This is a genomic window from Pseudomonas sp. RIT-PI-q, assembly GCF_001297125.1.
In the GTDB taxonomy this organism is placed as follows: Bacteria; Pseudomonadota; Gammaproteobacteria; order Pseudomonadales; family Pseudomonadaceae; genus Aquipseudomonas.
Genome location: NZ_LHPC01000070.1, coordinates 1 through 24404, shown reverse-complemented (window position 1 = coordinate 24404; position 24404 = coordinate 1). Strand labels below are relative to the sequence as shown.

Genomic DNA, 24404 nt, shown 5'->3' with positions numbered 1-24404 from the left:
GTAGACGAGTGCAACGTCAGCGTGCTTTGGCACATCAATTCAATTCGGGAACTGGATGCCTTCGAATTGCGCGAGGGTGGTGTCAAAGGCTCTCTTCGCCGCCACTTCCAGGGGCAGCTTGCGCAACTCGGCGGAAATCAGCTCGACACCCCAAGGCCCGCGGTAGCCGACATTGACCACCTGCTGGATAAACGCCGGCACATCCAATACACCTTCGCCGCAGAGTTTTCGGTAGTGCGTCGAGTCGTTGAACAGCGTTTCGACGATGGCGTGATTGGCGTCATCCAGCTCGATGGACTTGATCAACTCAAGCGGGATCTTGGCGATTTCATCGAAGCTCATGCCGCCACGTGCGACGTGCCAGGTGTCCACCAGAAGGCCGCCGTTAGGGCGCACGTTCTCGGTCACTGCAATGGCGCGGTCGATGGTGCAGACGCTGGAAAACGGCAGGAACTCGATCACCACGTTGACGCCGAAGGGTTGAGCCCGGTCGCATAACAGGGCAAAGGTTTCGCGCATGCGCGGCACATCAGGCGGCCCGTCTTCGAACAGACCACCGGCGACCTTGAGACTGCGCGCGCCCAGTTCGCCGGCAATTTCCAGCAACTCGTCGCGCATTTTGTCCGACGCCGCACGGCGCTCGCCGTCCAGGTGCCAGTCGGTCAGGAACTCGACTTCCACGTGTTTGATGCCGTTGTCCTGGAGAATGTTGCGCACGGTTGCAATGCCCAACTTGTCGACGTTGTGCAGCAGGTCGGCATGGACAAACCCCATGCCGCGCCAACCGGCTTTTGAAGCGACTTGCGCTCGATCCTGCAGGGAGAACGGGCTGATTTCGCTGGGAGCGCCAGGGTAGGTATCGCCAGCGAGGGTCCAATAGGCAGCAAGCAGTTCGATATTTTTAGTGGGCATGACGATCACTTATGAGTGGTTTGAGAACGGTCAAAGACAGTTGTCGGTTAATCAGAGCGGGGTCAGAACAAAATCCCAATTGACCGCCAGAAAAGGCACGGGCAAGTCGTAACGCTCGGCCACCGCCGGATCGCTTTGAGTGGCGAACTCGGCGATCAATTCTTTCTTCACGCCGAACACGGTGTCTTCGTGCAAGTACTGGCAGTCAGGCGTGAAGATGTGCGTGATGACCTGGTCGTAACCGTTGGCGGTGACGATGAAATGCAGGTGCGCTGCGCGGTTCGGGTGCCGGCCCAGATCACCCAACAGCTTGCCGACGGGACCGTCGGCCGGGATCGGGTAATGGCGCGGCTTGACCGTGCGGAACGCGTAATAACCCTCGGCATCGGTGGTGAACAGCCCGCGCAGGTTGTAGTCCGGTTGCAGACCTTTCTGCTGCACGTCGTAGAAGCCATCGTCGTTGGTCTGCCAGATGTCCAGGGTGGCGCCGGCAATCGGCTGGCCCGCCGTGTCCAGCACCCGACCGCTGACAAGGGTCGGTTCGCCCTTGCCGTCCAGGCAAATGTTCGCGCCGTTCTCGTAGTGCGGCGCATTGGCCACATAGAACGGGCCGAGAATGGTATTGGGCGTGGCGCCCTGTGGCCGGCGATGGTTGATCGCGTCGACCAGCATGGTCGCACCCAGCACGTCCGACAGCAGGATGTATTCCTGACGCCAGTCGGTGCACATCTGGCCGGTCCGGGTCAGGAACTCGATGGCCTTGAACCACTCCTCGTGAGTCGGCTCGATTTCCTTGATGGCTGCATGCAAATGCCGGGTCAGTACCGCCATGACTTCAGCCAGGCGCGGGTTGGCGTCGGCAGAGATTCGGGCATTGACGATTTCGGCGGAATGTTCCTCTTCGAAAAGGCCGCCAATGGCGATGTCGGTGTCCAGGTGAGCAGTCATGATTGGAGATCCTTGATCGTTATTCTTGAAGGCCGGCCGGCGTTTAAGGTTGGGTGCCGGCATGCTCAGTTCTCAATAAGCTTTTACGTTGACAGCACGCCATTTACGCCCGCTGAAGCGCTGCTTCATCTGCTGTTCGATTTCTTCGAGAGTCAGGCCCTTGGTCTCAGGCAACCACAAGGTGCAGAAGATGATCGAGCCGATGTTCACCACGGCGAACAGGAAGAAGGTCATGCCGCCCATCGCACTCAACAGGACCGGAAAGACGAAGGCGACGATGGCATTGAAGATCCAGAATACGCTCACTGAAATGCCATTCATCAAGCCCCGGGCGTGGGTCGGAAACAGCTCCGACATCAACAGCCAATACACTGGGCCGATGCACATCTGCATGAAGAACAGGAACACCAGAACGCCGGACAGCGCCAGGTAACTTTGCACGAGCGAATGCGGCATGAAGTTGAGGACGACACCGAGGAAGATTTGCGCCAGCACCACGACGGTCAGCCCCAGCAGCAGCATCGAACGACGGCCCATGCGGTTGATCACCCACATGCCGATTAAAGTGGCGATCACCGAAACCACGCCATTGCCGATAGTGGCGACCAGTGCGGCATTAGTGCCCATACCAGTCTCTTTGAGGATCATCGGCGTGTAGTACATGAACGCATTGACGCCGGTGAACTGGATCACGAAACCCAGGCCGATACCAATGGCGAGCAGCTTGAGCAACCAGGGTTCGTTGAGCTTGCCGAGCACGCCGCTGTGGTGCTTTTCGACGTTGCATTGAGCAATGATCTCCTTCAGCTCACGGTCCGCCTCGCGCTGGGTATCGCGGATGCCGGCCAAAGTCGTTTTTGCTTCTGCGATACGCCCTTTGCTGACCAGCCAACGGGGTGAGGTCGGCACAAAATGCATTCCGACGTACAGCAACACCGCCGGGACCAGCGCAATGGCGAGCATGTAGCGCCAGATGAACGGACTGTCGAACAGGTGCGCCAGGCCGGCGCTGGTGATGTAGGCCAGGCACTGTCCAGAGACGATCATCAACTCGCTCTGGCAGACCAGCCGACCACGGTGTTTAGGGGCCGCCAACTCGGCGATCAATACCGGAACGGTCGATGACGCGCCGCCGACGGCAATACCCAGAATGAAACGGGTGATGACCATGGTCCAGATATCAGGCGCTACAGCCGTACCCAGCGCCCCCAGTGCAAACAATATGGCCAAGGCCTTGAGTACACCGAGCCGACCATAGCGATCGGATAATTGACCGGCGAACAGTGCACCGAAAGCGCCACCAAATATCAGCGAGGAAGCCACCAACCCTTCCGTCATGGGCGTCAGGCCAAGGCCACCTTGACTGACATCAAGCGTCATGAACGGCAGCGCTCCGGAGATCACTCCGGTGTCATAACCAAATCCCAGCGATCCCATGGTGGTGATGGCTGCTATACGCCAAAGAATCTTTGACGAAGCACGGGAGGCATTTTGATTGTTGGACATGAGGTCAACCTTATTGAAATTATTTGTACGCTCAGTGGAATTGAGACTACTGCCATTGAAACGGAAAAAAAATGCCTCTATGGCAAATGTGTTTTCCGCTGTGTGGAAAACTGTAGTCAGCCCCGCCACGGTTCGGGTCCATTGATCGTGGCGGGGCATTGCCGGGCTAGAACTTCGCCTGGACCTTGAGACCGGCGATCACTGCAGCGTCGATTTCACGCACACCACCGGGGTATTTCACGTACTGCAGGTTGGGCCGAACGGTGAGCCAGTTGGTGACGTGGAACCCGTAATAGATCTCGCTGCTCACTTCGTTGTACTGCAGGGGCAGGTAGGCAGGATTCTCGTAATCGGCAATGCCGTTCTGTTCATTCTGCAAGCGGGCACGCTGGCGGTAATCCGAGTTGGTATGGACCTGCGCGATGCCCACGCCCAGATCGTCTTTGGGCCGGCCATTGAACGGCCCCTTGTAGACGATGCCTGCCTGAACGAAATGATCGACCCGGCTGGTGGCCTTGTCGTGTGCGGTGAAGTTGGCGAACACCGAAAGTCCCCGTTGGCTGTCGCCGTCGCGAGCGGTCAATTGCTGCTGGGCGACAAACCAGTAACCGTGTCGACTGGAGTGCTGTTTGAACTGATCGCCGGACGCGGGCTGGGGGTTGCCATTGCGATCTTCCAGTACGTCGTCGGCGTTGGCCGTGCTCTTGTAATAGCCCAGCCGATATTCGCCAGGCAGCGCGTTGACCGTGGGGCTCCAGACCAGCTCAACCGGTATCAACGCGCCTTTGGCGCCGCTGCCGCTGAGCTTGAAGCCGTTACCGGTTTCCAGGTACGAGGGGTTCTGCTCGAAGACCCCGATCTGCGCATACCACTCAGGAGCGAATTGGTAGCGTGCACGCAGGGCCCACTGGCTGACCGGCCAGTTGTACCAAATGTCGCCAATCCAGTTCGCCGCCTGGGCGCCGCAGAACGGCGTGCTCTGGAAGTCGCAGGGGAAGCTGTTGAAGTCCGAGCCTTCGTCGAAGCGGCCAAATTTCAGGTCCAGCGCCCCGTCCAGCCAGCCTTTACTGAGCCACATTTGCGTCAGGCGCCAGGTTTGCCCGCGGCCATAGACCTCCTGGCTCGAGGAGTAACCGCCCACTCGCGGATCAGCGATGCGATCGTTGGTCAGGTTGCGCCCGTCACGCTCGGTGACGGTGAACTGGAACTGCGAGTTTTCCCAACCGAGGATTTTTTGCAGGTCGGCCTTGAAGCCCAGCGCATATTGCTCGGTCCAGCGCGCCGTATGATCTTTGTCATAACCACCGCGCACGTTGGCTGCCATTTCCCCGGTGTACCCCAACTCGACATCAACGCCCTGGTCCAGCCAGTCACTGCGTACGCCATCCCAGTCACCGGTCATCCAGCGTGAATCGCTGGAAAAGGCTTCATTGGCGGCATTTGATGCATTGGGAATCAGCAGGCAAAAGCTGACCGCAACCGTGCACTTGGCAAAGTTTTTCATGGGCTTAACGTGTCCTTATTATTAGATTTATTTTTAAACGCGCAGGCGAACGCAGACGCCTTTATTGTCGTGTTGGTGAGCAGTATTGAAACGCAGAAAGCAACTTCTCTTTGAACAAGAGAAGTTCAGCTGTTCAAGCGGAGCGGAGCATAGTTGGCACTCGCGGCACTGAATACCATCAAAAAAATAAATGTGTATTCCGTCCAGCGAGAAACTGCGTTAGCGCGTCCAGTAGCGTTCGTACTCGTGCTCGGCAAAGTCCGCGAGCAGAAAATCGATGAACACGCGCAACTTGGTTGGCATGTAGCGACGGCTTTGAAACGCCATGTTGATGGTCAGGCGCGGCAGGTCCCAATCATCCAGCACCGGGATCAGCCGCCCCGCCACCAGGTCGGCATTGATGATGTACTTCGGTTGCACCAGGATGCCGCCATGGGCCAGGGCCGCTGCGCGGACAATCTGGCCGTCGTTGGTCTCCAGGATAGGGTCGACCTTGACCACGCGTTCTTCATCGCCTTTGGTAAAGCGCATGACCCGGGGCTGGTTGGCGTGGCTGTAGATCAACAGATCGTGATTGGCCAGGTCGTCGATGGTCTGCGGCGTGCCCTTGCGTTGCAGGTAACCGGGTGAAGCGGCCAGCACCCGACGCGTTTCGGCGAGGCGGCGAATGGTGATGTTGGAGTCCGGCTCGTATTCCTTGGTCCTGATCGCCAAATCGATTTCGCTGTCGATAATGTCGTAATAGCGGTTTTCACCCAGCACTTTGACCGTGATGTGCGGGTACTTCTTGCGAAACGCCGGGATCAGCGGCGCGATATGCAGCATGCAAAAAGAGATTGATGAGGTAATCGTCAGGGTGCCGACCGGCTGCACCAACGACTCGCTGAGCGAGGCCTCGGCTTCTTTCAACTCGCCGAGCAGGCTCTTGCAGCTCGCATAAAACTGATGACCGGAGTTGGTCAGGGCCAGGCGCCGCGTGTTGCGGTCAATCAATCTGACATTCAGTCGCTGTTCCAACGCCACCAAATGCCGGCTTGCGGCGGCATTCGACAGCCCGAGTATTTCCGCCGCCTTGGTCAGGGTGCCGACTTCCGCCGTCGTTACAAAAAGTTCCAGTTCGGTCAGCCGATCCATTCAGTGCTCCGTTTTTATTCTTTCATATATGAAATAAAGAATTTCGTAGGCGGCCTTTTTCAACGCTGTGCGGAACTATAACGTGCAGCGCTATGACCTGAAAAGAGTGGCCCACGCCGTATCTCGCCAATCGCCGAGCGCGCTTGGGCTTAAGAAAAATCAAGGAGTCAAGATGCGAAATCTGGACGAAGCGACCATTACACAAGCCGTATTGGCGCGTAATAGCAGCACCGCTGATGCGCGCTTGTGCGAGGTAATGACCAGCCTCGTGCAACATCTGCATGCCTTCGCTCGCGATATAAAACTGACGGAAGAAGAGTGGCGAAGCGGCGTTGATTTTCTCGAACAAGTGGGCAAAGCCTGCTCGTCCGATCGCCAGGAGTTTGCGCTGCTGTCACACACGCTGGGGCTGTCAACGCTGGTGCTGGCTCAGAATGACAGGAAGCCGTCGGGCTGCACCGAGGCGACCGCCTTCGACGTGCCGCAGATTCACAACGCCACGGTGTATGACCTGGGCGCCGACATCAGTGCCGGGCTCCACGGCGCCAAAGGGTACATGCGTGGCACCATTCGTGACGCCAAAGGCAACCCGCTGCCGTCCGCGACCCTTCAGGTCAGCCAGGCCGGTGGCGACATGAATAATCCTGTGGCAAGCGACACCGAGCGAGCCCTGCTTCAAGCTGACCCGCACGGGCAATACTTCTTTTCCACCGTCGTGCCGCAGAGCCACCGCGTACGCCATGACGGTCCTGTCGGCACGATGCTCTGCGCACTCAACCGCCACGCCTGGCGCCCGGCGCACCTGGAGTTCGTGATCAGTGCACCCGGATACAAACGGTTAGTCACTCAGGTTTTCCGCGAAGGTGACCCCTACCTGGATTCCGACGCCGTGTTCGGCGTGCGTTCGTCACTGATCACTCACTGGGCTCAACAACCTCCCGGCGAGACACCGGACGGGACGGTCAGCAGCGATCCGTTTTATACCCTGGAATTCGATTTCTTCCTGGCGAAGGCTTAGGCGTCGATCCCATTATCAATGCCAATCTCGAGGGCCCCATGAGCAACGAGCCGTCCATCACTGCGTTGATTTCAGCGCTGGAAGAACAACGTTATCAAGCGATGCAACGTCATGACCTGGAGAGCATTCAGCGTCTACTTCATCCCGAACTGAGTTATGTCCACTCCAGCGGCCAAGTAGATAACCGCGACAGCTTTATGAAGAACTTGCGCGATGGACTTTCGATCTATCACCGCATTCAACACGTTGTTCATAAAGTTCATCAGTCTGGAGACACCGCCATCGTCTTTGGCGAAATGGTCGCCGATATCACTTCCCGTGGCGTGGCTAAAACAATCCAGAACCGAACGTTAAATATCTGGCTGAGGACAGGAATGAATTGGCAATTGTTTGCCTATCAACCGACCCCCATCGCCACCCGTTCATCATCCCTATCTGTTTGCGGAGAATAGACGCATGTCCACGTCCCCTTTTATTTATAACGGCCAACCGTCGCGCGTCATCTTCGGCCAGGGTTCGCTGCAACAGTTGGAAGCGGAAATCGATCGGCTGGGCGCCAAGCGTGCGCTAGTCCTCTGCACGCCGGAACAACGCGCCCAAGCCGAACATATCGCCCAACTGCTCGGCAGCCGTGCAGCCGAGATTTTCGACAAGGCCGTCATGCACGTGCCCATCGAAACCGCCCGTGAAGCCCGCGAACTGGCACGCAAGTTGGGCGCCGATTGCGCCGTGGCGATTGGCGGCGGCTCAACCACAGGGCTCGGCAAGGCCATCGCGATGGACTCCGGGTTGCCGATCCTGGCGATCCCGACCACCTATGCCGGCTCTGAGATGACGCCGGTATTCGGTCTGACCGAAAACGGCCTCAAGCGCACCGGCAAAGATCCGCGCGTGCTTCCAAAAACCGTGATCTACGACGCGCAGTTGACCGTCAGCCTGCCCGTCGACATGTCCATCACCAGCGGCATGAACGCCATTGCCCACGCCGCCGAAGGTTTGTATGCCCAGGACGGCAATCCGGTGATGTCGCTGATGGCCGAGGAAGGCATTCGGGCGCTCGCCGCCGGCATGAAAACCATCCGTCACAACCCGGGCAATCTCGACGCCCGCGATGACTGCCTGTATGGCGCCTGGCTCTGCGGCACCGTGCTCGGCAACGTCGGCATGGCGTTGCATCACAAGCTTTGCCACACCCTGGGCGGCAGTTTCAACTTGCCCCATGCACAGACTCATACCATCGTGCTGCCACATGCGATTGCCTATAACCAGTCTGCTGCTCCGGCCTTGTCGCGCATTTGCCGGGCGTTGAACGTTGAGGATTGCAGCCCGGCGGCGGCACTGTTTAACCTATCGAGTTCACTGGGCGCACCAACCCGGCTGAAGGACCTGGGCTTGACTGAAGCCGACCTTGATCGAGCGACTGACATTGCCTTGTCCAACCCCTACTGGAACCCACGGCCGATAGAAGCAAAGGCCATTCGGCAGTTGCTGCAAGATGCGTACGAAGGCGTTCGCCCGGCGTAAAAGGGTGACTCAGTAAGGCAGATTGAACGGCGTGACAATCTGCACTTGCGACGACGCAATCGGCCCGGCCTTCCACAGGCGATGAAATTGCAGGATATGCAGGAACACGTGGCGAGCATCGATCTGCAGGTTGTGATCGATGATCGCGGCGATTTTTTCCTCGGCCAGCAACTGGCGGTTTTCCTCGTCGAGGTCGTGGCCGATAAACACCTCAAGCGGGCGATCCAGTGCGGCGAACGCGTCGACGATCGCCCGGTTTCCCCCGCCCACGCTGTAGACCGCCTTGAGGTCGGGGTGCTGTTTCAGCGCCTCGATCACGCGCTCGAAGGTGCGCTCGTAAACGCCGTAGCCACCGCTGACATCCAGCACGCGCAAATGCGCGGCACGGCTGCGCAGCCACATGCGAAAGCCCATCTCCCGTTCTTCTTCACCGCGAAACAGCTCGCTGCCGATGACCACGGCGACGTCCTGCGGCTGTGGCGCCAGCCAACGCGACAGCAAGTACGCGGCGGTCTGCCCGGCCGTGCGGTTGTCCATGCCGACATAGCCGATGCGCTCACTGTGCGGCAGGTCCGTGACCAGCGTGACCACCGGAATACCGACGGCGGCCAGTTGCTTGATCGCCAGGTTGACCGCCGGCTCGTCGGCGGCCTTGAGCACCACGCCCTGGCTGCCGGTGCTTGCGCAACGGAGCAATTGGTCGTGCATCGCCTGTGGTTCGATTTCTTCAAACAGGTGAAACCTTGGCGCGATGCGAAACGGCGCCAGACTGCTCAATTGCGCGGTCATCGCCGCCTGCACCGCCGCACTGAAGCGTTGCGGCGTGTGCATGATTACATCGACATGAAACGTACGCCCCGCCGCCAGGCCATTCTTTTCCTGAGCCTCCAATTCGTTCAGCGCCTGCTCGATGCGGCGATGGGTCTGGTAATGCACGCTGCCGCGCTGGTGCAGCACGCGATCGACCGTCGCCTTGCTGACGCCCGCCTGGGTCGCGATCTGTTTGATGGAAAAGTGTTTGGCACGTTCGAGCATCGATTTAAACCTGAGGTTTTCTTGAGGTCTTTTTGGGCGTTGCTGAGGTTTTGCCAATGCTAGTCTCTGTTTCGCCAGGCGTCGAGCCGGCGCCAGGACAACAACGCTCATAACAACAAGAAGCCAGGAGAACCCCATGTCTCAAACCGACCTCAACACCTCATTCAATGGCCGGTACTTTGTCGTCACCGGCAGCACCCAAGGCCTCGGTGCAGCGGTAGCCCACACCCTGGCGCGCCGGGGCGCCGCCGGCCTGATCATTTGTGGACGTCGCGCGGACCAGGGCCAGGCCCAGGTCCGCCAGTTGGCGGAACTCGATTGCCAGGCATTTTTCGTCGAGGCCGACCTGGAGCGAGTCGAGGATTGCCGTGCGGTGATCGACGCCGCCCGCGCCCGTTTCGGCACCCTCCATGGTCTGGTCAACTGCGCCGGCATGTCGGACCGTGGCACCATCCTCGACACCTCTCCTGAACTGTTCGATCGCCTGTTCGCGGTCAATGTGCGGGCACCGTTCTTCCTCATGCAGGAAGCGCTGAAGCTGATGATCAGCCAAGGCGTGGAAGGCGCCATCGTCAACATCCAAAGCATCGTCAGCCACGGCGGGCCGGCGTATCTGACCGCTTACTCGGCGTCCAAGGGTGCCCTGGCGATCCTGACCAAAAACGTGGCCTTCAGCGCCCTGCACAATCGCATTCGGGTCAACGGTTTGAACATCGGCTGGATGGACACGCCCCATGAAGACGAAATCCAGCGCCGCTACCATGGAGCCGAGGATGGCTGGCTGGCGACTGTCGAGCGCGCACAACCTTTTGGCCGCCTGCTCAAACCCGAGGAAGTGGCGCAGAGCGTTGCCTTCCTGCTGTCCCGCGAATCGGGAATGATGACCGGCACCGTCATCGACCTGGAACAAGGCGTGATCGGCTGCGGCGACGACACCGCCCCGCGCCCCGCCAGCCCGCTGAGCCTGATGGGAGACGCGCTATGAATCAACCGCTGTCAGCGTTTGTGCGGGCCGATTCAGTGCAGTTGCAGGACTTCGCCCGACTCTGCGAACAACAGGTCAATGCCGAGGCATATCCCCACTGCAGCGATGTGCAAAACAATGTGCCGATCTATCACGCACAGACCTTGCGCGATGGCCATCGCGGGGAGGTGCTGGACGAACTGCACCGGCTGTTTCGCGACGGCCCCGGGGTCATGGTGGTGCGCCAGGGTTATGCAGACCTGGCCGGGGTCGATCGCCACAGTCAGGTGTTCGAAGCCATCTTCGCCAAGGAAGCCGCGCAGGGCCTCACCGCCGATCACTTCGCCAAGGCCGGCACCAACGGGCGCATCTGGAATTCGTTGCAAAAAGCCGCGCTGCAATCGCCGTCGTCTTTTGTCGAGTATTACGCCAACCCGTTGCTGGGGCTGATTGCCGAATCCTGGCTGGGACCCGGCTTTCAAGTCACGGCACAGGTCAACGTGGTGCACCCGGGCGGCCAGGCGCAACAGCCCCATCGTGACTATCACCTGGGCTTTCAGACAGAGGACGTGGTCGAGCGCTTCCCGTTGCCCCTGCATGCGTTGTCGCAATACCTGACATTGCAAGGGGCCGTGGCCCACTCCGACATGCCGCTGGAAACCGGACCGACCCTGCTGCTGCCGTTTTCCCAGCAATACGCGCTGGGTTACCTGGCCTGGCGCCGCGCCGAATTCAGCGACTACTTCCAGCATCACGCCGTACAGCTGCCGCTGAAAAAGGGCGACCTGCTGTTCTTCAACCCGGCGCTGTTTCACGCCGCGGGCACCAATCACACGCAGGACCGCCAGCGCATGGCCAACCTGCTGCAGATCTCCTCGGCATTCGGCAAGCCCATGGAAACCGTGAACCGCGAACGCATGATGTTAGCGCTCTACCCCTGCCTGCTGCAGCGGCTGGCGGATCAGGTACTGGACGCCCAAGAGCTGGACGCAGTGATCGCCTGCACCGCCGACGGCTACGCCTTTCCCACCAACCTCGACACCGATCCGCCCCTGCACGGTCTTGCCCCGCAGACCGGGCAGCAACTGATGCTGCAAGCGCTGACGGAACGCTGGACCTACGCGACTTTTGCCGAGCGCGTAGCGCAGATGAGCGCCAAACGCCAGGCATGAGCCAATTTCAAACGTGTTCAAAAACAACAACAAAACCGGACTGAAACCATGAAAAAACGACTCCTGACCTACCTCTTCGCCGCCCTCTTCACCCCCTTGGCACTCGCCGATATCCGCATCGGCGTCAGCATCGCCCAGGTGGACGATGTGTTCCTCGCGCAAATGCGCGACTACATGGCCGCCCACGCCAAGGAGCTGCCGGGGGTGACGCTGCAATTCGAAGACGCCCAGGGCGATGTGGTGCGCCAGCTCAACCAGGTGCAGAACTTCACCGCCCAAGGCATGGACGCGATCATCGTCAATCCGGTGGATACCGCTGCCACGCAAAGGATGACCAATGACGCGCAGAAGGCCAGCGTGCCGCTGGTCTACGTCAACCGCCGCCCCGACCAGGCCGAACTGCCGACGGGCGTCGGCTATGTGGGCTCAGACGAAATCAAGGCCGGCGAAATGCAAATGCGCTACCTGGCGGAAAAAATGGGTGGCAAGGGCAATCTGGCGATCATGCTCGGCCTGCTCTCCAACAACGCCACCCACAACCGTACCCGAGGCGTGAAGGAAGTGCTCAAAAGCTATCCGGACATCCACGTGGTCGAAGAACAGAGCGCCGAGTGGCAGCGCAGCAAGGCCATGGACCTGATGAACAACTGGATTCTCTCAGGCAAAAAAATCGATGCGGTGGCCGCCAACGCCGATGAAATGGCCATCGGCGCGGCCATGGCCATCAGCCAGGCCGGCATGCACCCGGGCAAAGACATCCTGGTCGGTGGCAGCGACGGTGGCCCCGCTGGCCTGGATGCGATCAAAAAGGATCAACTCATGGTGACGGTCTATCAAGACAATAAAGGCCAGGCCGTCGGGGCCATTGATCTGGCGCTGAAAATGATCAGGAAAGAACCCTTTGCAGCAGAGTTGACCATTCCCTATCAGTTGATCACCAAGGCCAACTATCAGGACTTTCTTAACCCTTGAATGATGTGGGCAGCACGGCGGACAGACGAGATAAAAAAATCGTTCGGAAGCGCTCCAGTGTCCGGTTAGGGTTGTGGAATGCAGCCCTTCCTGACAGGCAGCAATCGGCTGTGGATTCAACCGGTCGACGCAACAGCGGCATCGTCATGAGGGTAGAACCGATCGCGATACGAACAGTGCGAGCGCGGCAGCCAGTAAAAGAAATACTCCACTTGCGATGAACGTTGCCTGATAGCCAACTCCGTCATACAGCAACCCACCCAATGTCGCGCCGAGTGTGATCGCCAACTGAATCACCGCCACCATCAATCCCCCTCCGTTTTCGGCATCTCGTGGCAGCGTGCGTGATAGCCATGTAAACCAACCTACAGGCGCGCATGTAGCAATCAGACCCCATACCCCCAGCAAAACGGCTGTAGTCCACATCGAACTACCATAGAGCAGTAAAGCCACGGCAATCCCCGACATCAACAATGGGATGATCATCAGCACTCGATAAAGGCTTTTGTTCAACACCGAACCGATCACCATCGTACCCGCCAATCCGGCCATCCCAATGTTCAGCAGTAGCAGGGACAGTTCAGACACATTAACGTGGGTCACCGACTCGAGAAACGGGCGCAGATAGGTGAATAACGCGAATTGCCCCATAAACAAAAATGCCACTGCTGCCATGCCCAGCGAGACTTTGGCGTTACCTAACAGCCGAAACACATCCGTTACAGAGCTGGACTCATTTTGGCCAGGCATTTTCGGCAACGTGAATGCTTGCCAACAGAGCGCCAGAACTGCGAGCGGAACCACGCAGAAGAATGCACCTCGCCAACCGATCAACCCGCCCATGAAACTGCCAATGGGTGCTGCGACTGCAGTGGCGAGTGCGGTGCCGCCCTGAATCAAAGCGATAGCCTTAGGCACGAAACTCTCAGGTGCAATCCGCATCATGACGGCGGTCGACATTGCCCAACTGCCACCAATTGAAATCCCCAAAATGGCTCGGCCAAACATCAGTGTCGAGTAGTTCGGGGCAAAAGCAACGAGCGTGCCTGAGGCGATCATCAAGGCTGTCAGGAAAAGCAAAACGGGCTTTCGGTCGAGTCGGCGAATGACTGAAGAGATGAAAAGACTGGTGATGACCGCGAAGAGGCCAGAAATCGAAATTGCTTGCCCGGCCTGCCCCTCTGTCAGTGCAAGATCGGTCGCAATCGGTGTGAGCAAGCTTACCGGCAGAAACTCCGAAGTCACCAGGGCGAAGGCGCACAGCGACATCGCCAGGACTGCGCCCCACACCTGTCGACTCGCTGCCTGGATGGGTAAGGTGGTGCTGCTCATCTGATGTCCTCCAACACGTAACACTCCAACGCCGGCAAAGCGTGCATGGCGTCGGATTCGTTATGTGGGCTCGTAAGAGTGATGAATGATCCGGAGCTCATAACGGTTGAGCCGGATAAAATCGAAAGGCCCCACTCAATGGCAGGGCCAGCGACTCAGTTGCCTGGTCGCCCAACGATAAATGTCACTTAAGGTTGGTTTTGAAGAACGAGGTCAGCTTGGCAAACGGGATAAGGTCGACCCGATCATAGAGATCTACGTGGCCCGCACCTGGAATGATGACAAGCTCTTTGGGTTGACCAGCCAGTCGATAGGCCTCTTCACTGAACTCACGCGAGTGAGCCTTTTCACCGGCAATGAACAGCATGGGGCGCGGCGAGATCGTCTCGATATCGTTGAACGGATAGAAGTTCATGAACTTGGCATTGCTGGTCAGCGTCGGGTGTGTGGTCAGCAACGGTAATTGACCTTTGGGGGTGAACTCACCACGTGGCGTGCGGTAGAAATCGTAGAACTCGCGTTCGATAGGGTTGGATTTGTCCGTCAGCTCATGGACAGTTCCGCTGGTGTACTTGGTTTCGCCACCGGTGAACTCGACATATCGCTGCTCGGCAGCAGCGGCGATAGCTTGTTTCCTCTGCTCGACAGTCACGGAATGCTTCAGGCCATTACGGTTGGCTGCGCCCATGTCGTACATGCTGACGGTCGCAATAGCCTTCATCCGAGGGTCGATCTTGGTAGCGCTGATGACGAAGCTCCCGCTACCGCAAATGCCCAGGACACCGATCTGGTTCCGATCAATGAACGTCTGTGTGCCAAGGTAATCAACAGCTGCACTGAAGTCTTCAGCATAGATTTCTGGCGAGACCGCGTTGCGCGGTTGTCCTTCACTTTCGCCCCAGAACGACAGATCGATGGCAAGGGTCACGAAACCTTGCTCCGCCAGTTTCTGGGCATACAGGTTCGAACTCTGCTCTTTGACCGCGCCCATAGGATGGCCAACGATGATCGCCGCGCTTTTGCGACCGGGCTTCAAATCTTTAGGGATGAACAGATTCCCTGCAGTTTTCATCTGGTACTGATTTTTGAAGGTCACCCGTTGCATCGTGACCCTCTCACTTTTGTAAAAGTTATCGGCTCCGTTAGACATGTCGGCTCCCAGTGCAGAGAGCGACGCCATCAGAAGGCCGAGCAAGACAACGAGTTTTCTCATGTGCTGCTCCCATCAGTGAATAGGTGCTGATCGACGTGGTTGCCGGGTCTGAATCAGCGGATCGTGTGGGCCCTGCCGTGACCACAGGTGAGGCTTGCCCTATTCTCTGGGAATACGTCATGCTTGATAATCTAATGAAATCTTGTTGAAGTTATAAGCACAGCTAATCAATTGCGACAGGCAGGCTTCAATGCCACGACATAATCTGAACGACCTTCTGGCCTTTGTGACGGTCGCCAGGGAAGGCAGCTTTACCCGAGCGGCTGCCCACTTGGGTGTCACGCAGTCCGCCCTGAGCCAGACTGTTTCCGGGCTTGAAAAGCGGCTGAAAATTCGCCTGCTAACGCGCACCACTCGTAGCGTTTCGCCGACCAGTGCGGGTGAACGCTTGATGCAAACCATCGGTCATCGTTTCGACGAGATCGAGACCGAGCTGGATGCGTTGACAGAGCTCCGTGACAAGCCTGCAGGCACGGTACGCATTACCTGTGGCGATTTTGTTCTGAAGACAATCCTCCTTCCGCGACTCACTCCTCTGCTCCTCGAATACCCTGATATCAAGGTTGAGTTTGATATCAACTATGGCTTCCGGGACATCGTTGCTGATCGCTTCGATGCGGGCATCAGATTTGGCGACACCGTCGATAAAGATATGATCGCCGCTCCAATCGGGCCCGAGGTACGGATGGCTGTCGTGGCATCGCCATCCTATTTCGCACGCAACCGCATGCCCAAGAAACCGCAGGATCTGGTGAATCACAACTGTATCGACATACGCTATCCAACCCTTGGCGGACTTGACGCCTGGGAATTTGAAAAACGTGGTCGAAAAATCAACGTGCGTGTGACTGGCCAAGTCATTGTGAACACAAGCGCACATGTCCCAGCGGCGGCAGTTAACGGTTTGGGTATCGCCTATTTACCGGAGGAAGAATTTGCCCCGCATATTGAGGATGGTCGCTTGGTGCGGGTACTGGAAGACTGGTGCCCTTTGTTCTCGGGCTATCACCTGTACTACCCAAGCCGTCGTTTGCCGACTCCAGCCTTCTCACTTGTTCTGAATGCACTTCGAGGTGAGACTTTGTTTTAACGCAGCGTATGTTTGGTGCTTGGACACGACAGTTACCGCGCGCTGTCGATGATTTGGCCTCCGTGCGGCGTGAGACTGTATCCCGTCAAGAACTGCGCATCCTTGCTAGCGAGAAACAACACCACCGGCGCAATATCCTCTACCGGTGATCCATAACGGCCAAGCGGGTCAGGGACTGATCTGGGTCGATCTTTGCGCAGTCTGACAGGCAGTAATGAGTCGGTAGGCACCCTTCGCGAAGTAGCCTACCCAACGCACCGTTTCTCAACGCGGTTTGAACGCAGACATGTCCTGCAGCAACATCGCCAGCAAACGGCTGGAACCCACACTCAGTTGCCTGCCCAAACGGCTGATCAGATGAACGCGCGGGCTGGCAAAAATTTCATTGTGCAGAGGGATCGTGCAAAGGCGTCCGGCCTCCACTTCTTCATCTACCACGAAGGTCGGAAGTAGCGTCACGCCCCCTTGCATGGAAAACCGCTTGAGCATTGCAATGGTGTTGCAGGTCAAGGTCGGGCTTAGCATCACACCCAACTGATGCTCAGCGAGTGTCAGGATCTGTCGAATACCAAATGAGACCTCCGGCAACGCCAAACGATAAGAATCCAGACCGGCAAGTGGCACCGGGCTCTTGGCTTGTGCCAGAGGATGCCGGGGATTAACAATCACGCAGACCGGCTGAGGCTGCGAAGCGTGAGAACGGATCTTCGGATCACCCGCCGGGTTGAACACCAACCCTAAATGCGCTTCATCCTCTACCACCTGCCGTATCACTTCGTTGGACCCGCACACGTTCACCTGAATCTCGATTCCTGGGTATAGCGTGGAGAAATTGCTGAGCGGGCCGGCGAGTCCATCGATGAATCCTTCCCCCACCGCCAGCACGATGGACCCGCTCTGAAGCCCCCTCAAGGCCTGAAGCGAATCCAGCAGAAGTTCCTGGTGAGTCAGACGCTGACGGTAATACCCGAGAACTCGATCACCGGCCTCGGTAGGTTTCACCCCCCGCCGGTGCCGTTCCAGCAGCGCGGCACCTAACTCCTGTTCGAGCTGCGCTATCTGCCGACTCACCGCGGAGGGCGCGACGTTGAGGTAATCAGCGGCCGCTCGCACGCTGCCCAGTCTTACCGCCTCGAAGAAATAAAGAATCCGACGATCTTGTACCAGGCTCATAGATTTCCTGTGTTGCGATAAAGGCAACAAAGTTTTGAATTTGTGATTATTGCTGGGACGCCTAACGCATGTCCATACTCGGTCCATCAGCAAAAGGAGATGGACATGAACCCTCTTTGGCAGCGTCTTCGCGATCAAGCCCACCAGTTGACCGAACGCAACCCGGTACTGCGCGACTACGCGACAAGTCACCTGCTGGCCTATTCAACCTTCGAAGATGCGCTCGCCGCGAACCTTGCCCGCCAACTGCAAACTCAGGCGAGCACCGTGGGCCTGGAAAACTGGGGCCTGTCAAGCACCGACACCCCCCCAGCCGTCGCCGAGGCGGCGGCGGCGGATATCACCCGCCTGCGAATCGTCAATCCCGCCTGCCCTGACCATCTCACGGCTTTTCTGACGTTTCGCGGCATTCAGGCCGTTCAGGCTTACCGCATCGCCCACGCGCTGTGGACTGAGGGGGACGTGCAAAGCGCGGTGCTGGTGCAGAACTGGGCGGCCAATACCTGGAGCATCGACATTCATCCGGCAGCCCGCCTGGGCAAAGCCCTGTTCGTCGATCACGGCATCGGCCTGGTCATTGGCGAAACCGCTGTCGTCGAAGATGAGGTGAGCCTCTGGCACGGCGTCACGCTGGGCAGCACGCTCAGTGAAGCCGGCGACCGTCACCCGAAAATCCGCCGAGGGGCACTGATCTGCGCGGGAGCAACCGTCCTGGGAAACATCGAAGTGGGTGCTCACGCGATCGTGGCCGCCAACTCTGTGGTGCTCAAACCCGTGGCCGCTGGAACCGTCGTCGCCGGAACACCGGCCAAGGTTGTCGGTAACGCCCCGACTTCTCTCGCCACCTTCACAACAAAATCCCAAGGCTAACCAGGAGCTCCCACCATGACAGCCGCTGCTCAATTCCCGCAGGGTATCGATCATCCCCTGGTCACTGTGCGTGATCACGCCGAGGCCCTGGAGCTTTATCGCAAGATGGGTTTCGCGCCCTCCCCGGTCAGCTATCACCCGTGGGGAAGCGTCACTTCCTTGATGATGTTCCCGAGCAACTTCATCGAGTTGATTGGTGTCGATGATCCCTCCAAGTTCGGCACAAATTCGGTGAACGGTTTCTGCTTCGGGCGTCAGTTGGGGCAATTCCTTGACCGAGGCGAGGAAGGCGTTTCGTTGGTGGCGCTGCACAGTAAGAATGCCGACGCCGATCATGCGCGGATGGTGCAGGCCGGGCTCGAAAGCCAGGGCCGCATCGATTTTCGGCGCAAGATGACCCTTCCTGATGGGCGCCACGATGAAGCCGTGGTTTCCCTCGCCCTGTTCATCGATCCGGAACTTCCCGACGCGTCGAACTTTATCTGCCACCAACATCGGCCAGAATTGATCTGGGTTCGAGGCTGGCAGGACCATCCGAATGGCGCCGATGGCATTCTCGCGGTCACCTACCTGGCAGACCCCAAGCTCCTTGAATCTCGCTGGCGAGCCATCTACGGCGACGCCGTGAAATACAACGGCGCAGCATTGGAGGCTGATACCCAGTGTGGCGTCTTGCGTGCCATCGATGCCGCCACAGCAGCGCTGGAGTTTCCGGGAGTCGAGTTGCCCAAGAGCGCTCAGGAACGGCCTCACGCGATTTCGATTCGCTTGCACACCACAAGCCTGAACACATTGCGCTCAATCCTTGAGACCAACGCGATCCCTCATCGTGAAGTGCCGGGTCGTGTCTTCGTAGAGCCGCAAGCCGCCGGCAACGTCATTCTCGAATTCGTACAGAACATCTAACTGAGACTTTTGAAAATGACCATGAAAGTAGGCGTCATTGGCTTGGGCAACATGGGCGGCGGTATGGCCGCTACGCTGGCCGGCAAGGGCTTCGATGTGAGCGGTTTTGACCTGTCCGAGGCGGCGCTCGCCCACGCCAAAGCCAAAGGTGTCACCCCCATCGCCGATCGCAGTCAGCTGATCCAGGCGTCGGACATTTTGATTCTGTCGCTGCCCAAGGCGGAGCATGTGGAAGCCGTCTGCCTCGGCCAAGGCGGCATCATCGAGTTCGGGCGTGAAGGCTTGATCGTCATCGACACCACCACCTCGACACCTGAAGCAAGCCGCAAGGTCGCTGCCGCATTAGGGGCGGTTGGCATCGCCTTCATCGACGCCCCTGTCTCGGGTGGGCCTAAAGGCGCGGCAACCGGCACCATGTCCATGGTCATCGGCGCAGAGGATGCGGACTTGGCTCGCGCCATGCCGGTGCTGGAAGGCATGAGCGGTACTCGCGTCCATGTCGGCAGGTGTGGCGCGGGTAACGTCGCCAAGATCGCCAACAACATGCTGGCCGCGTGTCACCTGATCAGTACCGCGGAAGCGGTTTCGATGGCTGCAAAAGCCGGCGTGGAACCTGAAAAACTTTTGCAGGGGTTGAACGCAGGGTCGGGCCGCAGTGGCGCGACCCAGATCATGTTCCCGACCTGGGTACTGAACAAAGCCTATGACTCCGGCTTCACCATGGGATTGATGCGCAAAGACGTCGGGCTTGCCAGTGATCTGGCCGACAGCCTGGATCTGGATCTGCCCCTGTCGCGGATCGTCGCGGCGCTTTGGCAAGCCAGCAGCGAATCGCTGCCCGACAACGAAGACTTCTGCGCGATTGTCCAGCGCACCGACGCCAAGCTTTATGGCCGTGGAGAATAATTGATGATTACTGAAAAAATCCTCGAATTGATGCGCCCGTTCTGGGGTGATCGTAGCGTGATCGCCAGCTTCGTCGGGGGCGAGTTCATCGATGGCCACGGTTCACCGATAGAAGTTCGCAACGCCCACGACGACAGTGTGCTGCTGACCTTTCCCGATGCCGACGACTCACTGATTGCGCACACGGACAACGTGGCCAAGGCGGCTCAAGCCCAATGGTGGGCGCTGACTGCGCAAGCGCGCGGCCGCGTGATGTATCAAATCGGCGCGCTGATTCGCGAACAGGCCGACAGCCTCGCGCAAATCGAATCGCTGACCGCTAACAAACCGATCCGGGATGCCAGGGTTGAGGTGTCCAAGGTCGCCGAAATGTTCGAATACTACGCGGGCTGGGCAGACAAACTGCACGGCGAAGTCATTCCGGTTCCCACCTCGCACCTGAACTATGTCACCTACGAACCACTGGGCACCGTTCTGCAAATCACGCCCTGGAACGCCCCCATTTTTACCTGCGGCTGGCAGATTGCACCGGCTATCGCCGCTGGCAACGCCGTCATCCTCAAACCCTCTGAGCTGACCGCGTTGTCTTCGCTGATGGTCGGCGTATTGATCGAGCGTGCCGGCGTACCGAAGGGGCTGGTCAATATCATTGCAGGCTTTGGCCACACCATCGGCCAAGGCTTCATCGCCAAGGCCGATATCCGTAAGGTGGTTTTCGTCGGGTCGCCAGCCACGGGCCGACACATCGCCGTAGCGGCCGCACAACGCTGCATCCCGGCGGTACTGGAGTTGGGTGGCAAATCGGCAAACATCGTGTTTGAGGACGCAGATCTGGACGTCGCATTGCGCGGCGCCCAGGCAGCTATTTTCTCCGGCGCAGGCCAGAGCTGTGTATCGGGATCGCGCTTGCTGGTACAGGCGTCGGTCTTTGAAAAATTCACCCAGGCACTGGCGCAAGCGGCCAGGCATTTCAAGGTGGGCGACCCGAGCGATCCTGAAACCCAGATCGGCCCGATCAACAATGCCAGACAGTACAACCATGTAAAAAACATGGTCGAAGGCGCGCTCAACGATGGCGCGAAACTGCTCGGCGAGGATGCGGATCCCGTTCCGGACAAGCCGGGTTACTACATCAACCCTACGGTGCTGACAGGGACCAACGAACTGCACTGCGCTCAGGAGGAAATCTTCGGGCCGGTCGTTGTAGCAATTCCGTTCAAAGACGAAGCCGATGCGATCCGCATTGCCAATGACAGCCGCTTCGGTTTGGCCGGTGGTGTCTGGACCCGTGACGTCGGTCGGGCACACCGAGTGGCCAGGCAAGTTCGCGCAGGCACCTTTTGGATCAACGGCTACAAAACCATCCACGTCAGTTCGCCATTCGGTGGCTATGGCGACAGTGGTTACGGCCGTTCCTCCGGGCTGGAAGCACTGCGCGAATACAGTGAAGTAAAAAGCGTCTGGGTCGAAACCGCCGCCATACCCACCGCCAGCTTCGGCTATGGCGCGAGCCTGGAGTAAGCAGCATGTCGATTTCCAACGCCTTGATCGAAGATGCCATCGGCTGGCGTCGCAGTTTTCACGCAACTCCCGAACTCGGCTACAACGAGTTGCAGACATCCAACCGCGTTGCGCAGCTTCTGGACAGTTTTGGAATCGAAGTCAATCGTGGGCTGGGCGGTACAGGCGTGGTCGGCACGCTGCGCAATGGGCTGGGCCCGACTATCGGCATTCGGGCCGACATGGATGCCCTGCCCATCCAAGAGTTGGGGCAGTGCACACACAAGTCGACCCATCAAGGCTGCATGCACGCCTGCGGTCATGACGGGCACACGGCAATACTGCTCGCAACCGCTCGCCACTTGAGCGAAACCCGACAGTTCAGCGGGACCGTCCACTTCGTTTTCCAACCTGCCGAGGAAGGTCTCGCAGGGGCGAAAAAGATGATCGACGACGGTCTGTTCGAGCAATTCCCGATGGACGCCATCTACGGATTGCACAACTGGCCAGGCGTTTCGGCCGGGCATGTGGTGATCAACCCTGGCCCCATGATGGCGTCTCTCGACACCTTCGAAATTACCCTGACGGGTAAAGGCTGCCACGCTGCGATGCCAGAGAAAGGCGCTGACCCGATCATCGCGGCCGCAGAGTTGATCCTTGCCCTGCAGACCATACCGGCCCGACGACTTTCGCCGCTCGACAGTGCGGTGATCAGCGTGACCCAGGTCAACGCAGGCGAGGCGATCAATGTGATTCCTGAAACGGCGGTATTGAAGGGCACCGTGCGCTGTTTGCAGTCGCCTGTTCGCGACCAGGTACAACGGCTGATCGGTCAGTTCGTCGAGCAGTTGCCCGGCGCTTTCGGCATCAAAGGCGAACTGGTTTATCACGTCGGCTACCCGGTGACGGAAAACCACGTAGAAGCGGCATCAATGGTTCGAAGGGCGGCGGTTGCAGCAGTAGGAGAGTCAAGCGTTCAGTGGGGTTGCAACCCCTCAATGGCTTCGGAAGACTTCTCGTTCATGCTCAAGGCCTGCCCGGGAGCCTACTTGTGGATGGGGGTGGATGGAGAAAACCCTTCTGCCACTTTGCATAACCCCTATTACGACTTCAATGATCAGATCATCGAGCCTGCCATTGCGCTGTGGACTCAGTTAGTCGAGCAATCGCTACCGGCGGTATAAACCCGCTTGAACATCACCCTAAATCCGGTCCCTGTGGCCCATATAAAAACAAGAAGACGACCGATGCCAAATAACAAAAAGAAATACAGTCCGTGCTGGGTTCCCTGACGACCCGCTCTTGTTTCTGCCCTCCAGATTTGATGTTGAACGCGCGCCGGTATTGGGTGTTCAGCCCCCCTGCGCCCAGATTTAGCACTGACCCGCCCACACACGAGAGCATCGCAATGAAACGAGAAAGAAAGCTGTTGAAATTGGCTTCAACCGTAGCGTGCCTGACCCTCGGCACTGTGTTTGCAATCAATGCCCATGCGGGCGCAACGTTTGAGAACGTCAAAAAGAAAGGCTTCGTACAATGCGGCATCAGCGATGGCCTGCCTGGCTTTTCGTACGTGGATGCCAAGGGTGATTTTCATGGCTTCGACGTCGATGTCTGTCGTGCCGTGGCAGCCGCCGTGTTCGGTGACGCGAAGAAGGTCAAGTACACCCAACTGACGGCCAAGGAGCGGTTTACAGCGCTGCAATCGGGTGAAGTCGACATGCTGTCTCGCAGCACGACATGGACTTCGTCCCGGGACGGTGCCATGGGCATCCAGTTTACGAGTGTCGCTTACTACGACGGCCAAGGCTTCCTGGTCAATAAAAAGCTGGGGGTGAAAAGCGCGAAAGAACTGGACGGCGCGACCTTCTGCATCCAGGCCGGAACAGTCACCGAACTGAACCTTGCGGACTACTTCCGTAGCAACGGCATGAAGTACACCCCCATCACCTTTGATACGTCCGATGAAAGCTTCAAGGCGCTGGAGTCAGGCCGTTGTGATGTGCTGACCACGGACCAGTCGCAGCTCTACGGCCAACGCCTTAAATTGGCAACGCCTGATGATTTCGTGGTCCTTCCCGACGTGATTTCCAAAGAGCCATTAACCCCGGCGGTGCGCAGAGGTGACGAAGAGTGGTTCACCGTTGTGCGCTGGTCGCTCGCCGCGATGCTCAACGCCGAGGAATTGGGTGTGACGTCGAAAAACGTCAGCGAAATGACCAAGTCTTCCAAAAACCCGGACATCTCGCGATTACTCGGAACTGAAGGTGCACTTGGTAAAGACCTGAATCTGCCCAATGACTGGGCGGCGAAGATCATTGCCCAGGTAGGCAACTACGGCGAGTCCTTTGACCGCAATCTGGGTGCCGGCAGTGACATGAAAATCAAGCGTGGATTGAACGCGCTATGGAGCCAAGGCGGCCTCCAATACGGTCCACCCGTACGCTGACATTCACTCGCCCGACAGGTTACTGCCGGGCACTGTCTGAGCAAGTCTCGCCTCACAATGAGGCTCGCATGACAGCTATGTCCCGAGCCGTTGCATAGAAACCGTACAGGCCACTTTCCTGCGGACAAAACAAAACCCCTACCTGCATACGCAGATAGGGGTTTCGGAATTTAATCTTGACGATGACCTACTCTCACATGGGGAAACCCCACACTACCATCGGCGATGCATCGTTTCACTGCTGAGTTCGGGATGGGATCAGGTGGTTCCAATGCT

The 24404-nt window shown here is 58.3% G+C and carries 22 protein-coding genes and 1 rRNA gene; 13 read left to right on the top strand and 10 right to left on the bottom strand.

The window, feature by feature from the left end:
* Positions 1 to 39 precede the first annotated feature (39 nt).
* The 5 genes from AEQ67_RS31650 to AEQ67_RS31630 form a co-directional block, all read right to left on the bottom strand.
* Positions 40 to 912, bottom strand: coding sequence for a sugar phosphate isomerase/epimerase family protein (locus AEQ67_RS31650; protein WP_059407672.1), 873 nt, complete (start codon positions 910 to 912; stop codon positions 40 to 42).
* A 51-nt stretch (positions 913 to 963) separates the two neighbouring features.
* Entirely contained in the window at positions 964 to 1860 is an 897-nt protein-coding gene (locus AEQ67_RS31645; protein ID WP_059407671.1) for an intradiol ring-cleavage dioxygenase, read from the bottom strand.
* A 72-nt stretch (positions 1861 to 1932) separates the two neighbouring features.
* Positions 1933 to 3366, bottom strand: coding sequence for a sugar porter family MFS transporter (locus AEQ67_RS31640; RefSeq protein WP_082378007.1), 1434 nt, complete (start codon positions 3364 to 3366; stop codon positions 1933 to 1935).
* Between the two features lie 166 nt (positions 3367 to 3532).
* Positions 3533 to 4870: a carbohydrate porin gene (locus AEQ67_RS31635; protein ID WP_059407669.1), complete on the bottom strand. Its 1338-nt coding sequence runs from the start codon at positions 4868 to 4870 to the stop codon at positions 3533 to 3535.
* 219 nt (positions 4871 to 5089) lie between these two features.
* On the bottom strand, positions 5090 to 6004 hold the full coding sequence (locus AEQ67_RS31630) for a LysR family transcriptional regulator (protein WP_014337560.1): 915 nt from the start codon (positions 6002 to 6004) through the stop codon (positions 5090 to 5092).
* A 172-nt stretch (positions 6005 to 6176) separates the two neighbouring features.
* On the opposite strand from AEQ67_RS31630, the gene AEQ67_RS31625 reads away from it, so the two are divergent.
* From AEQ67_RS31625 to AEQ67_RS31615, 3 genes are read left to right on the top strand one after another with little or no spacing between them, the layout of a single operon-like run.
* Entirely contained in the window at positions 6177 to 7022 is an 846-nt protein-coding gene (locus AEQ67_RS31625; RefSeq protein WP_059407668.1) for a dioxygenase, read from the top strand.
* 38 nt (positions 7023 to 7060) lie between these two features.
* Positions 7061 to 7474: a nuclear transport factor 2 family protein gene (locus tag AEQ67_RS31620; RefSeq protein WP_059407667.1), complete on the top strand. Its 414-nt coding sequence runs from the start codon at positions 7061 to 7063 to the stop codon at positions 7472 to 7474.
* A 4-nt stretch (positions 7475 to 7478) separates the two neighbouring features.
* On the top strand, positions 7479 to 8546 hold the full coding sequence (locus AEQ67_RS31615) for a maleylacetate reductase (protein WP_059407666.1): 1068 nt from the start codon (positions 7479 to 7481) through the stop codon (positions 8544 to 8546).
* A gap of 9 nt (positions 8547 to 8555) precedes the next feature.
* Here AEQ67_RS31615 and AEQ67_RS31610 read toward each other — a convergent pair whose 3' ends face one another.
* A complete protein-coding gene (locus AEQ67_RS31610) occupies positions 8556 to 9581 on the bottom strand; it encodes a LacI family DNA-binding transcriptional regulator (protein WP_059407665.1) in 1026 nt (341 codons plus the stop codon).
* A gap of 136 nt (positions 9582 to 9717) precedes the next feature.
* Here AEQ67_RS31610 and AEQ67_RS31605 point away from each other — a divergent pair, with 136 nt between their 5' ends.
* The 3 genes from AEQ67_RS31605 to AEQ67_RS31595 are packed head-to-tail and all read left to right on the top strand — an operon-like array spanning position 9718 to position 12689.
* The gene (locus tag AEQ67_RS31605) at positions 9718 to 10566 is read left to right on the top strand and encodes an SDR family oxidoreductase (protein WP_059407664.1); all 849 of its coding nucleotides are present in this window, start codon (positions 9718 to 9720) and stop codon (positions 10564 to 10566) included.
* Complete coding sequence (locus AEQ67_RS31600; protein WP_059407663.1) at positions 10563 to 11717, top strand: phytanoyl-CoA dioxygenase family protein; 1155 nt, start codon at positions 10563 to 10565, stop codon at positions 11715 to 11717. The genes AEQ67_RS31605 and AEQ67_RS31600 overlap by 4 nt, the downstream gene beginning before the upstream one ends.
* Before the next feature lie 48 nt (positions 11718 to 11765).
* Positions 11766 to 12689 carry a sugar ABC transporter substrate-binding protein gene (locus AEQ67_RS31595; RefSeq protein ID WP_059407662.1) on the top strand — a complete coding sequence of 308 codons (924 nt, stop codon included), beginning with the start codon at positions 11766 to 11768 and terminating at the stop codon, positions 12687 to 12689.
* A gap of 144 nt (positions 12690 to 12833) precedes the next feature.
* Here the strand turns inward: AEQ67_RS31595 and AEQ67_RS31590 are convergent, their stop codons facing one another.
* Both AEQ67_RS31590 and AEQ67_RS31585 read right to left on the bottom strand, forming a co-directional pair.
* Positions 12834 to 14021, bottom strand: a complete 1188-nt coding sequence (locus AEQ67_RS31590; RefSeq protein WP_059407661.1) for an MFS transporter — start codon at positions 14019 to 14021, stop codon at positions 12834 to 12836.
* A 184-nt stretch (positions 14022 to 14205) separates the two neighbouring features.
* The gene (locus AEQ67_RS31585) at positions 14206 to 15234 is read right to left on the bottom strand and encodes an alpha/beta hydrolase (RefSeq protein WP_059407660.1); all 1029 of its coding nucleotides are present in this window, start codon (positions 15232 to 15234) and stop codon (positions 14206 to 14208) included.
* A gap of 190 nt (positions 15235 to 15424) precedes the next feature.
* Between AEQ67_RS31585 and AEQ67_RS31580 the strand changes: the two genes are divergently transcribed.
* Positions 15425 to 16324, top strand: coding sequence for a LysR family transcriptional regulator (locus AEQ67_RS31580; protein ID WP_059407659.1), 900 nt, complete (start codon positions 15425 to 15427; stop codon positions 16322 to 16324).
* A 264-nt stretch (positions 16325 to 16588) separates the two neighbouring features.
* Here the strand turns inward: AEQ67_RS31580 and AEQ67_RS31575 are convergent, their stop codons facing one another.
* Positions 16589 to 17497, bottom strand: coding sequence for a LysR family transcriptional regulator (locus AEQ67_RS31575; protein WP_059407658.1), 909 nt, complete (start codon positions 17495 to 17497; stop codon positions 16589 to 16591).
* A gap of 105 nt (positions 17498 to 17602) precedes the next feature.
* Here AEQ67_RS31575 and epsC point away from each other — a divergent pair, with 105 nt between their 5' ends.
* The 6 genes from epsC (at position 17603) to AEQ67_RS31545 (ending at position 24128) form a co-directional block, all read left to right on the top strand.
* The gene (gene epsC / locus AEQ67_RS31570) at positions 17603 to 18367 is read left to right on the top strand and encodes a serine O-acetyltransferase EpsC (RefSeq protein ID WP_059407657.1); all 765 of its coding nucleotides are present in this window, start codon (positions 17603 to 17605) and stop codon (positions 18365 to 18367) included.
* Between the two features lie 15 nt (positions 18368 to 18382).
* The gene (locus AEQ67_RS31565; RefSeq protein WP_059407656.1) at positions 18383 to 19273 is read left to right on the top strand and encodes a VOC family protein; all 891 of its coding nucleotides are present in this window, start codon (positions 18383 to 18385) and stop codon (positions 19271 to 19273) included.
* A 15-nt stretch (positions 19274 to 19288) separates the two neighbouring features.
* Positions 19289 to 20179 carry an NAD(P)-dependent oxidoreductase gene (locus tag AEQ67_RS31560; RefSeq protein WP_059407655.1) on the top strand — a complete coding sequence of 297 codons (891 nt, stop codon included), beginning with the start codon at positions 19289 to 19291 and terminating at the stop codon, positions 20177 to 20179.
* 3 nt (positions 20180 to 20182) lie between these two features.
* Entirely contained in the window at positions 20183 to 21700 is a 1518-nt protein-coding gene (locus AEQ67_RS31555; protein ID WP_059407654.1) for an aldehyde dehydrogenase family protein, read from the top strand.
* A gap of 5 nt (positions 21701 to 21705) precedes the next feature.
* Positions 21706 to 22863 carry a M20 aminoacylase family protein gene (locus AEQ67_RS31550; protein WP_059407653.1) on the top strand — a complete coding sequence of 386 codons (1158 nt, stop codon included), beginning with the start codon at positions 21706 to 21708 and terminating at the stop codon, positions 22861 to 22863.
* Positions 22864 to 23087: 224 nt separating this feature from the next.
* Positions 23088 to 24128 (top strand): amino acid ABC transporter substrate-binding protein, encoded by a 1041-nt coding sequence (locus AEQ67_RS31545; RefSeq protein ID WP_059407652.1) that lies wholly within the window; start codon positions 23088 to 23090, stop codon positions 24126 to 24128.
* Between the two features lie 174 nt (positions 24129 to 24302).
* On the opposite strand, the gene rrf is transcribed toward AEQ67_RS31545, so the two are convergent.
* Positions 24303 to 24404 (bottom strand): 5S ribosomal RNA (rrf, locus tag AEQ67_RS31540); the annotation flags it as partial.

What these genes read in the sequence shown, in the direction of transcription:
- AEQ67_RS31625 (WP_059407668.1), top strand. Translation starts at nt 6,177, where the DNA reads ATGCGAAATCTGGACGAAGCGACCATTACACAAGCCGTATTGGCGCGT.
- AEQ67_RS31600 (WP_059407663.1), top strand. Translation starts at nt 10,563, where the DNA reads ATGAATCAACCGCTGTCAGCGTTTGTGCGGGCCGATTCAGTGCAGTTG.
- AEQ67_RS31620 (WP_059407667.1), top strand. Translation starts at nt 7,061, where the DNA reads ATGAGCAACGAGCCGTCCATCACTGCGTTGATTTCAGCGCTGGAAGAA.
- AEQ67_RS31545 (WP_059407652.1), top strand. Translation starts at nt 23,088, where the DNA reads ATGAAACGAGAAAGAAAGCTGTTGAAATTGGCTTCAACCGTAGCGTGC.
- AEQ67_RS31580 (WP_059407659.1), top strand. Translation starts at nt 15,425, where the DNA reads ATGCCACGACATAATCTGAACGACCTTCTGGCCTTTGTGACGGTCGCC.
- AEQ67_RS31630 (WP_014337560.1), bottom strand. Translation starts at nt 6,004, where the DNA reads ATGGATCGGCTGACCGAACTGGAACTTTTTGTAACGACGGCGGAAGTC.
- AEQ67_RS31635 (WP_059407669.1), bottom strand. Translation starts at nt 4,870, where the DNA reads ATGAAAAACTTTGCCAAGTGCACGGTTGCGGTCAGCTTTTGCCTGCTG.
- AEQ67_RS31615 (WP_059407666.1), top strand. Translation starts at nt 7,479, where the DNA reads ATGTCCACGTCCCCTTTTATTTATAACGGCCAACCGTCGCGCGTCATC.
- AEQ67_RS31610 (WP_059407665.1), bottom strand. Translation starts at nt 9,581, where the DNA reads ATGCTCGAACGTGCCAAACACTTTTCCATCAAACAGATCGCGACCCAG.
- AEQ67_RS31575 (WP_059407658.1), bottom strand. Translation starts at nt 17,497, where the DNA reads ATGAGCCTGGTACAAGATCGTCGGATTCTTTATTTCTTCGAGGCGGTA.
- AEQ67_RS31640 (WP_082378007.1), bottom strand. Translation starts at nt 3,366, where the DNA reads ATGTCCAACAATCAAAATGCCTCCCGTGCTTCGTCAAAGATTCTTTGG.
- AEQ67_RS31645 (WP_059407671.1), bottom strand. Translation starts at nt 1,860, where the DNA reads ATGACTGCTCACCTGGACACCGACATCGCCATTGGCGGCCTTTTCGAA.
- AEQ67_RS31590 (WP_059407661.1), bottom strand. Translation starts at nt 14,021, where the DNA reads ATGAGCAGCACCACCTTACCCATCCAGGCAGCGAGTCGACAGGTGTGG.
- AEQ67_RS31585 (WP_059407660.1), bottom strand. Translation starts at nt 15,234, where the DNA reads ATGAGAAAACTCGTTGTCTTGCTCGGCCTTCTGATGGCGTCGCTCTCT.
- AEQ67_RS31550 (WP_059407653.1), top strand. Translation starts at nt 21,706, where the DNA reads ATGTCGATTTCCAACGCCTTGATCGAAGATGCCATCGGCTGGCGTCGC.
- AEQ67_RS31650 (WP_059407672.1), bottom strand. Translation starts at nt 912, where the DNA reads ATGCCCACTAAAAATATCGAACTGCTTGCTGCCTATTGGACCCTCGCT.
- AEQ67_RS31560 (WP_059407655.1), top strand. Translation starts at nt 19,289, where the DNA reads ATGACCATGAAAGTAGGCGTCATTGGCTTGGGCAACATGGGCGGCGGT.
- AEQ67_RS31565 (WP_059407656.1), top strand. Translation starts at nt 18,383, where the DNA reads ATGACAGCCGCTGCTCAATTCCCGCAGGGTATCGATCATCCCCTGGTC.
- AEQ67_RS31555 (WP_059407654.1), top strand. Translation starts at nt 20,183, where the DNA reads ATGATTACTGAAAAAATCCTCGAATTGATGCGCCCGTTCTGGGGTGAT.
- AEQ67_RS31605 (WP_059407664.1), top strand. Translation starts at nt 9,718, where the DNA reads ATGTCTCAAACCGACCTCAACACCTCATTCAATGGCCGGTACTTTGTC.
- AEQ67_RS31595 (WP_059407662.1), top strand. Translation starts at nt 11,766, where the DNA reads ATGAAAAAACGACTCCTGACCTACCTCTTCGCCGCCCTCTTCACCCCC.
- epsC (WP_059407657.1), top strand. Translation starts at nt 17,603, where the DNA reads ATGAACCCTCTTTGGCAGCGTCTTCGCGATCAAGCCCACCAGTTGACC.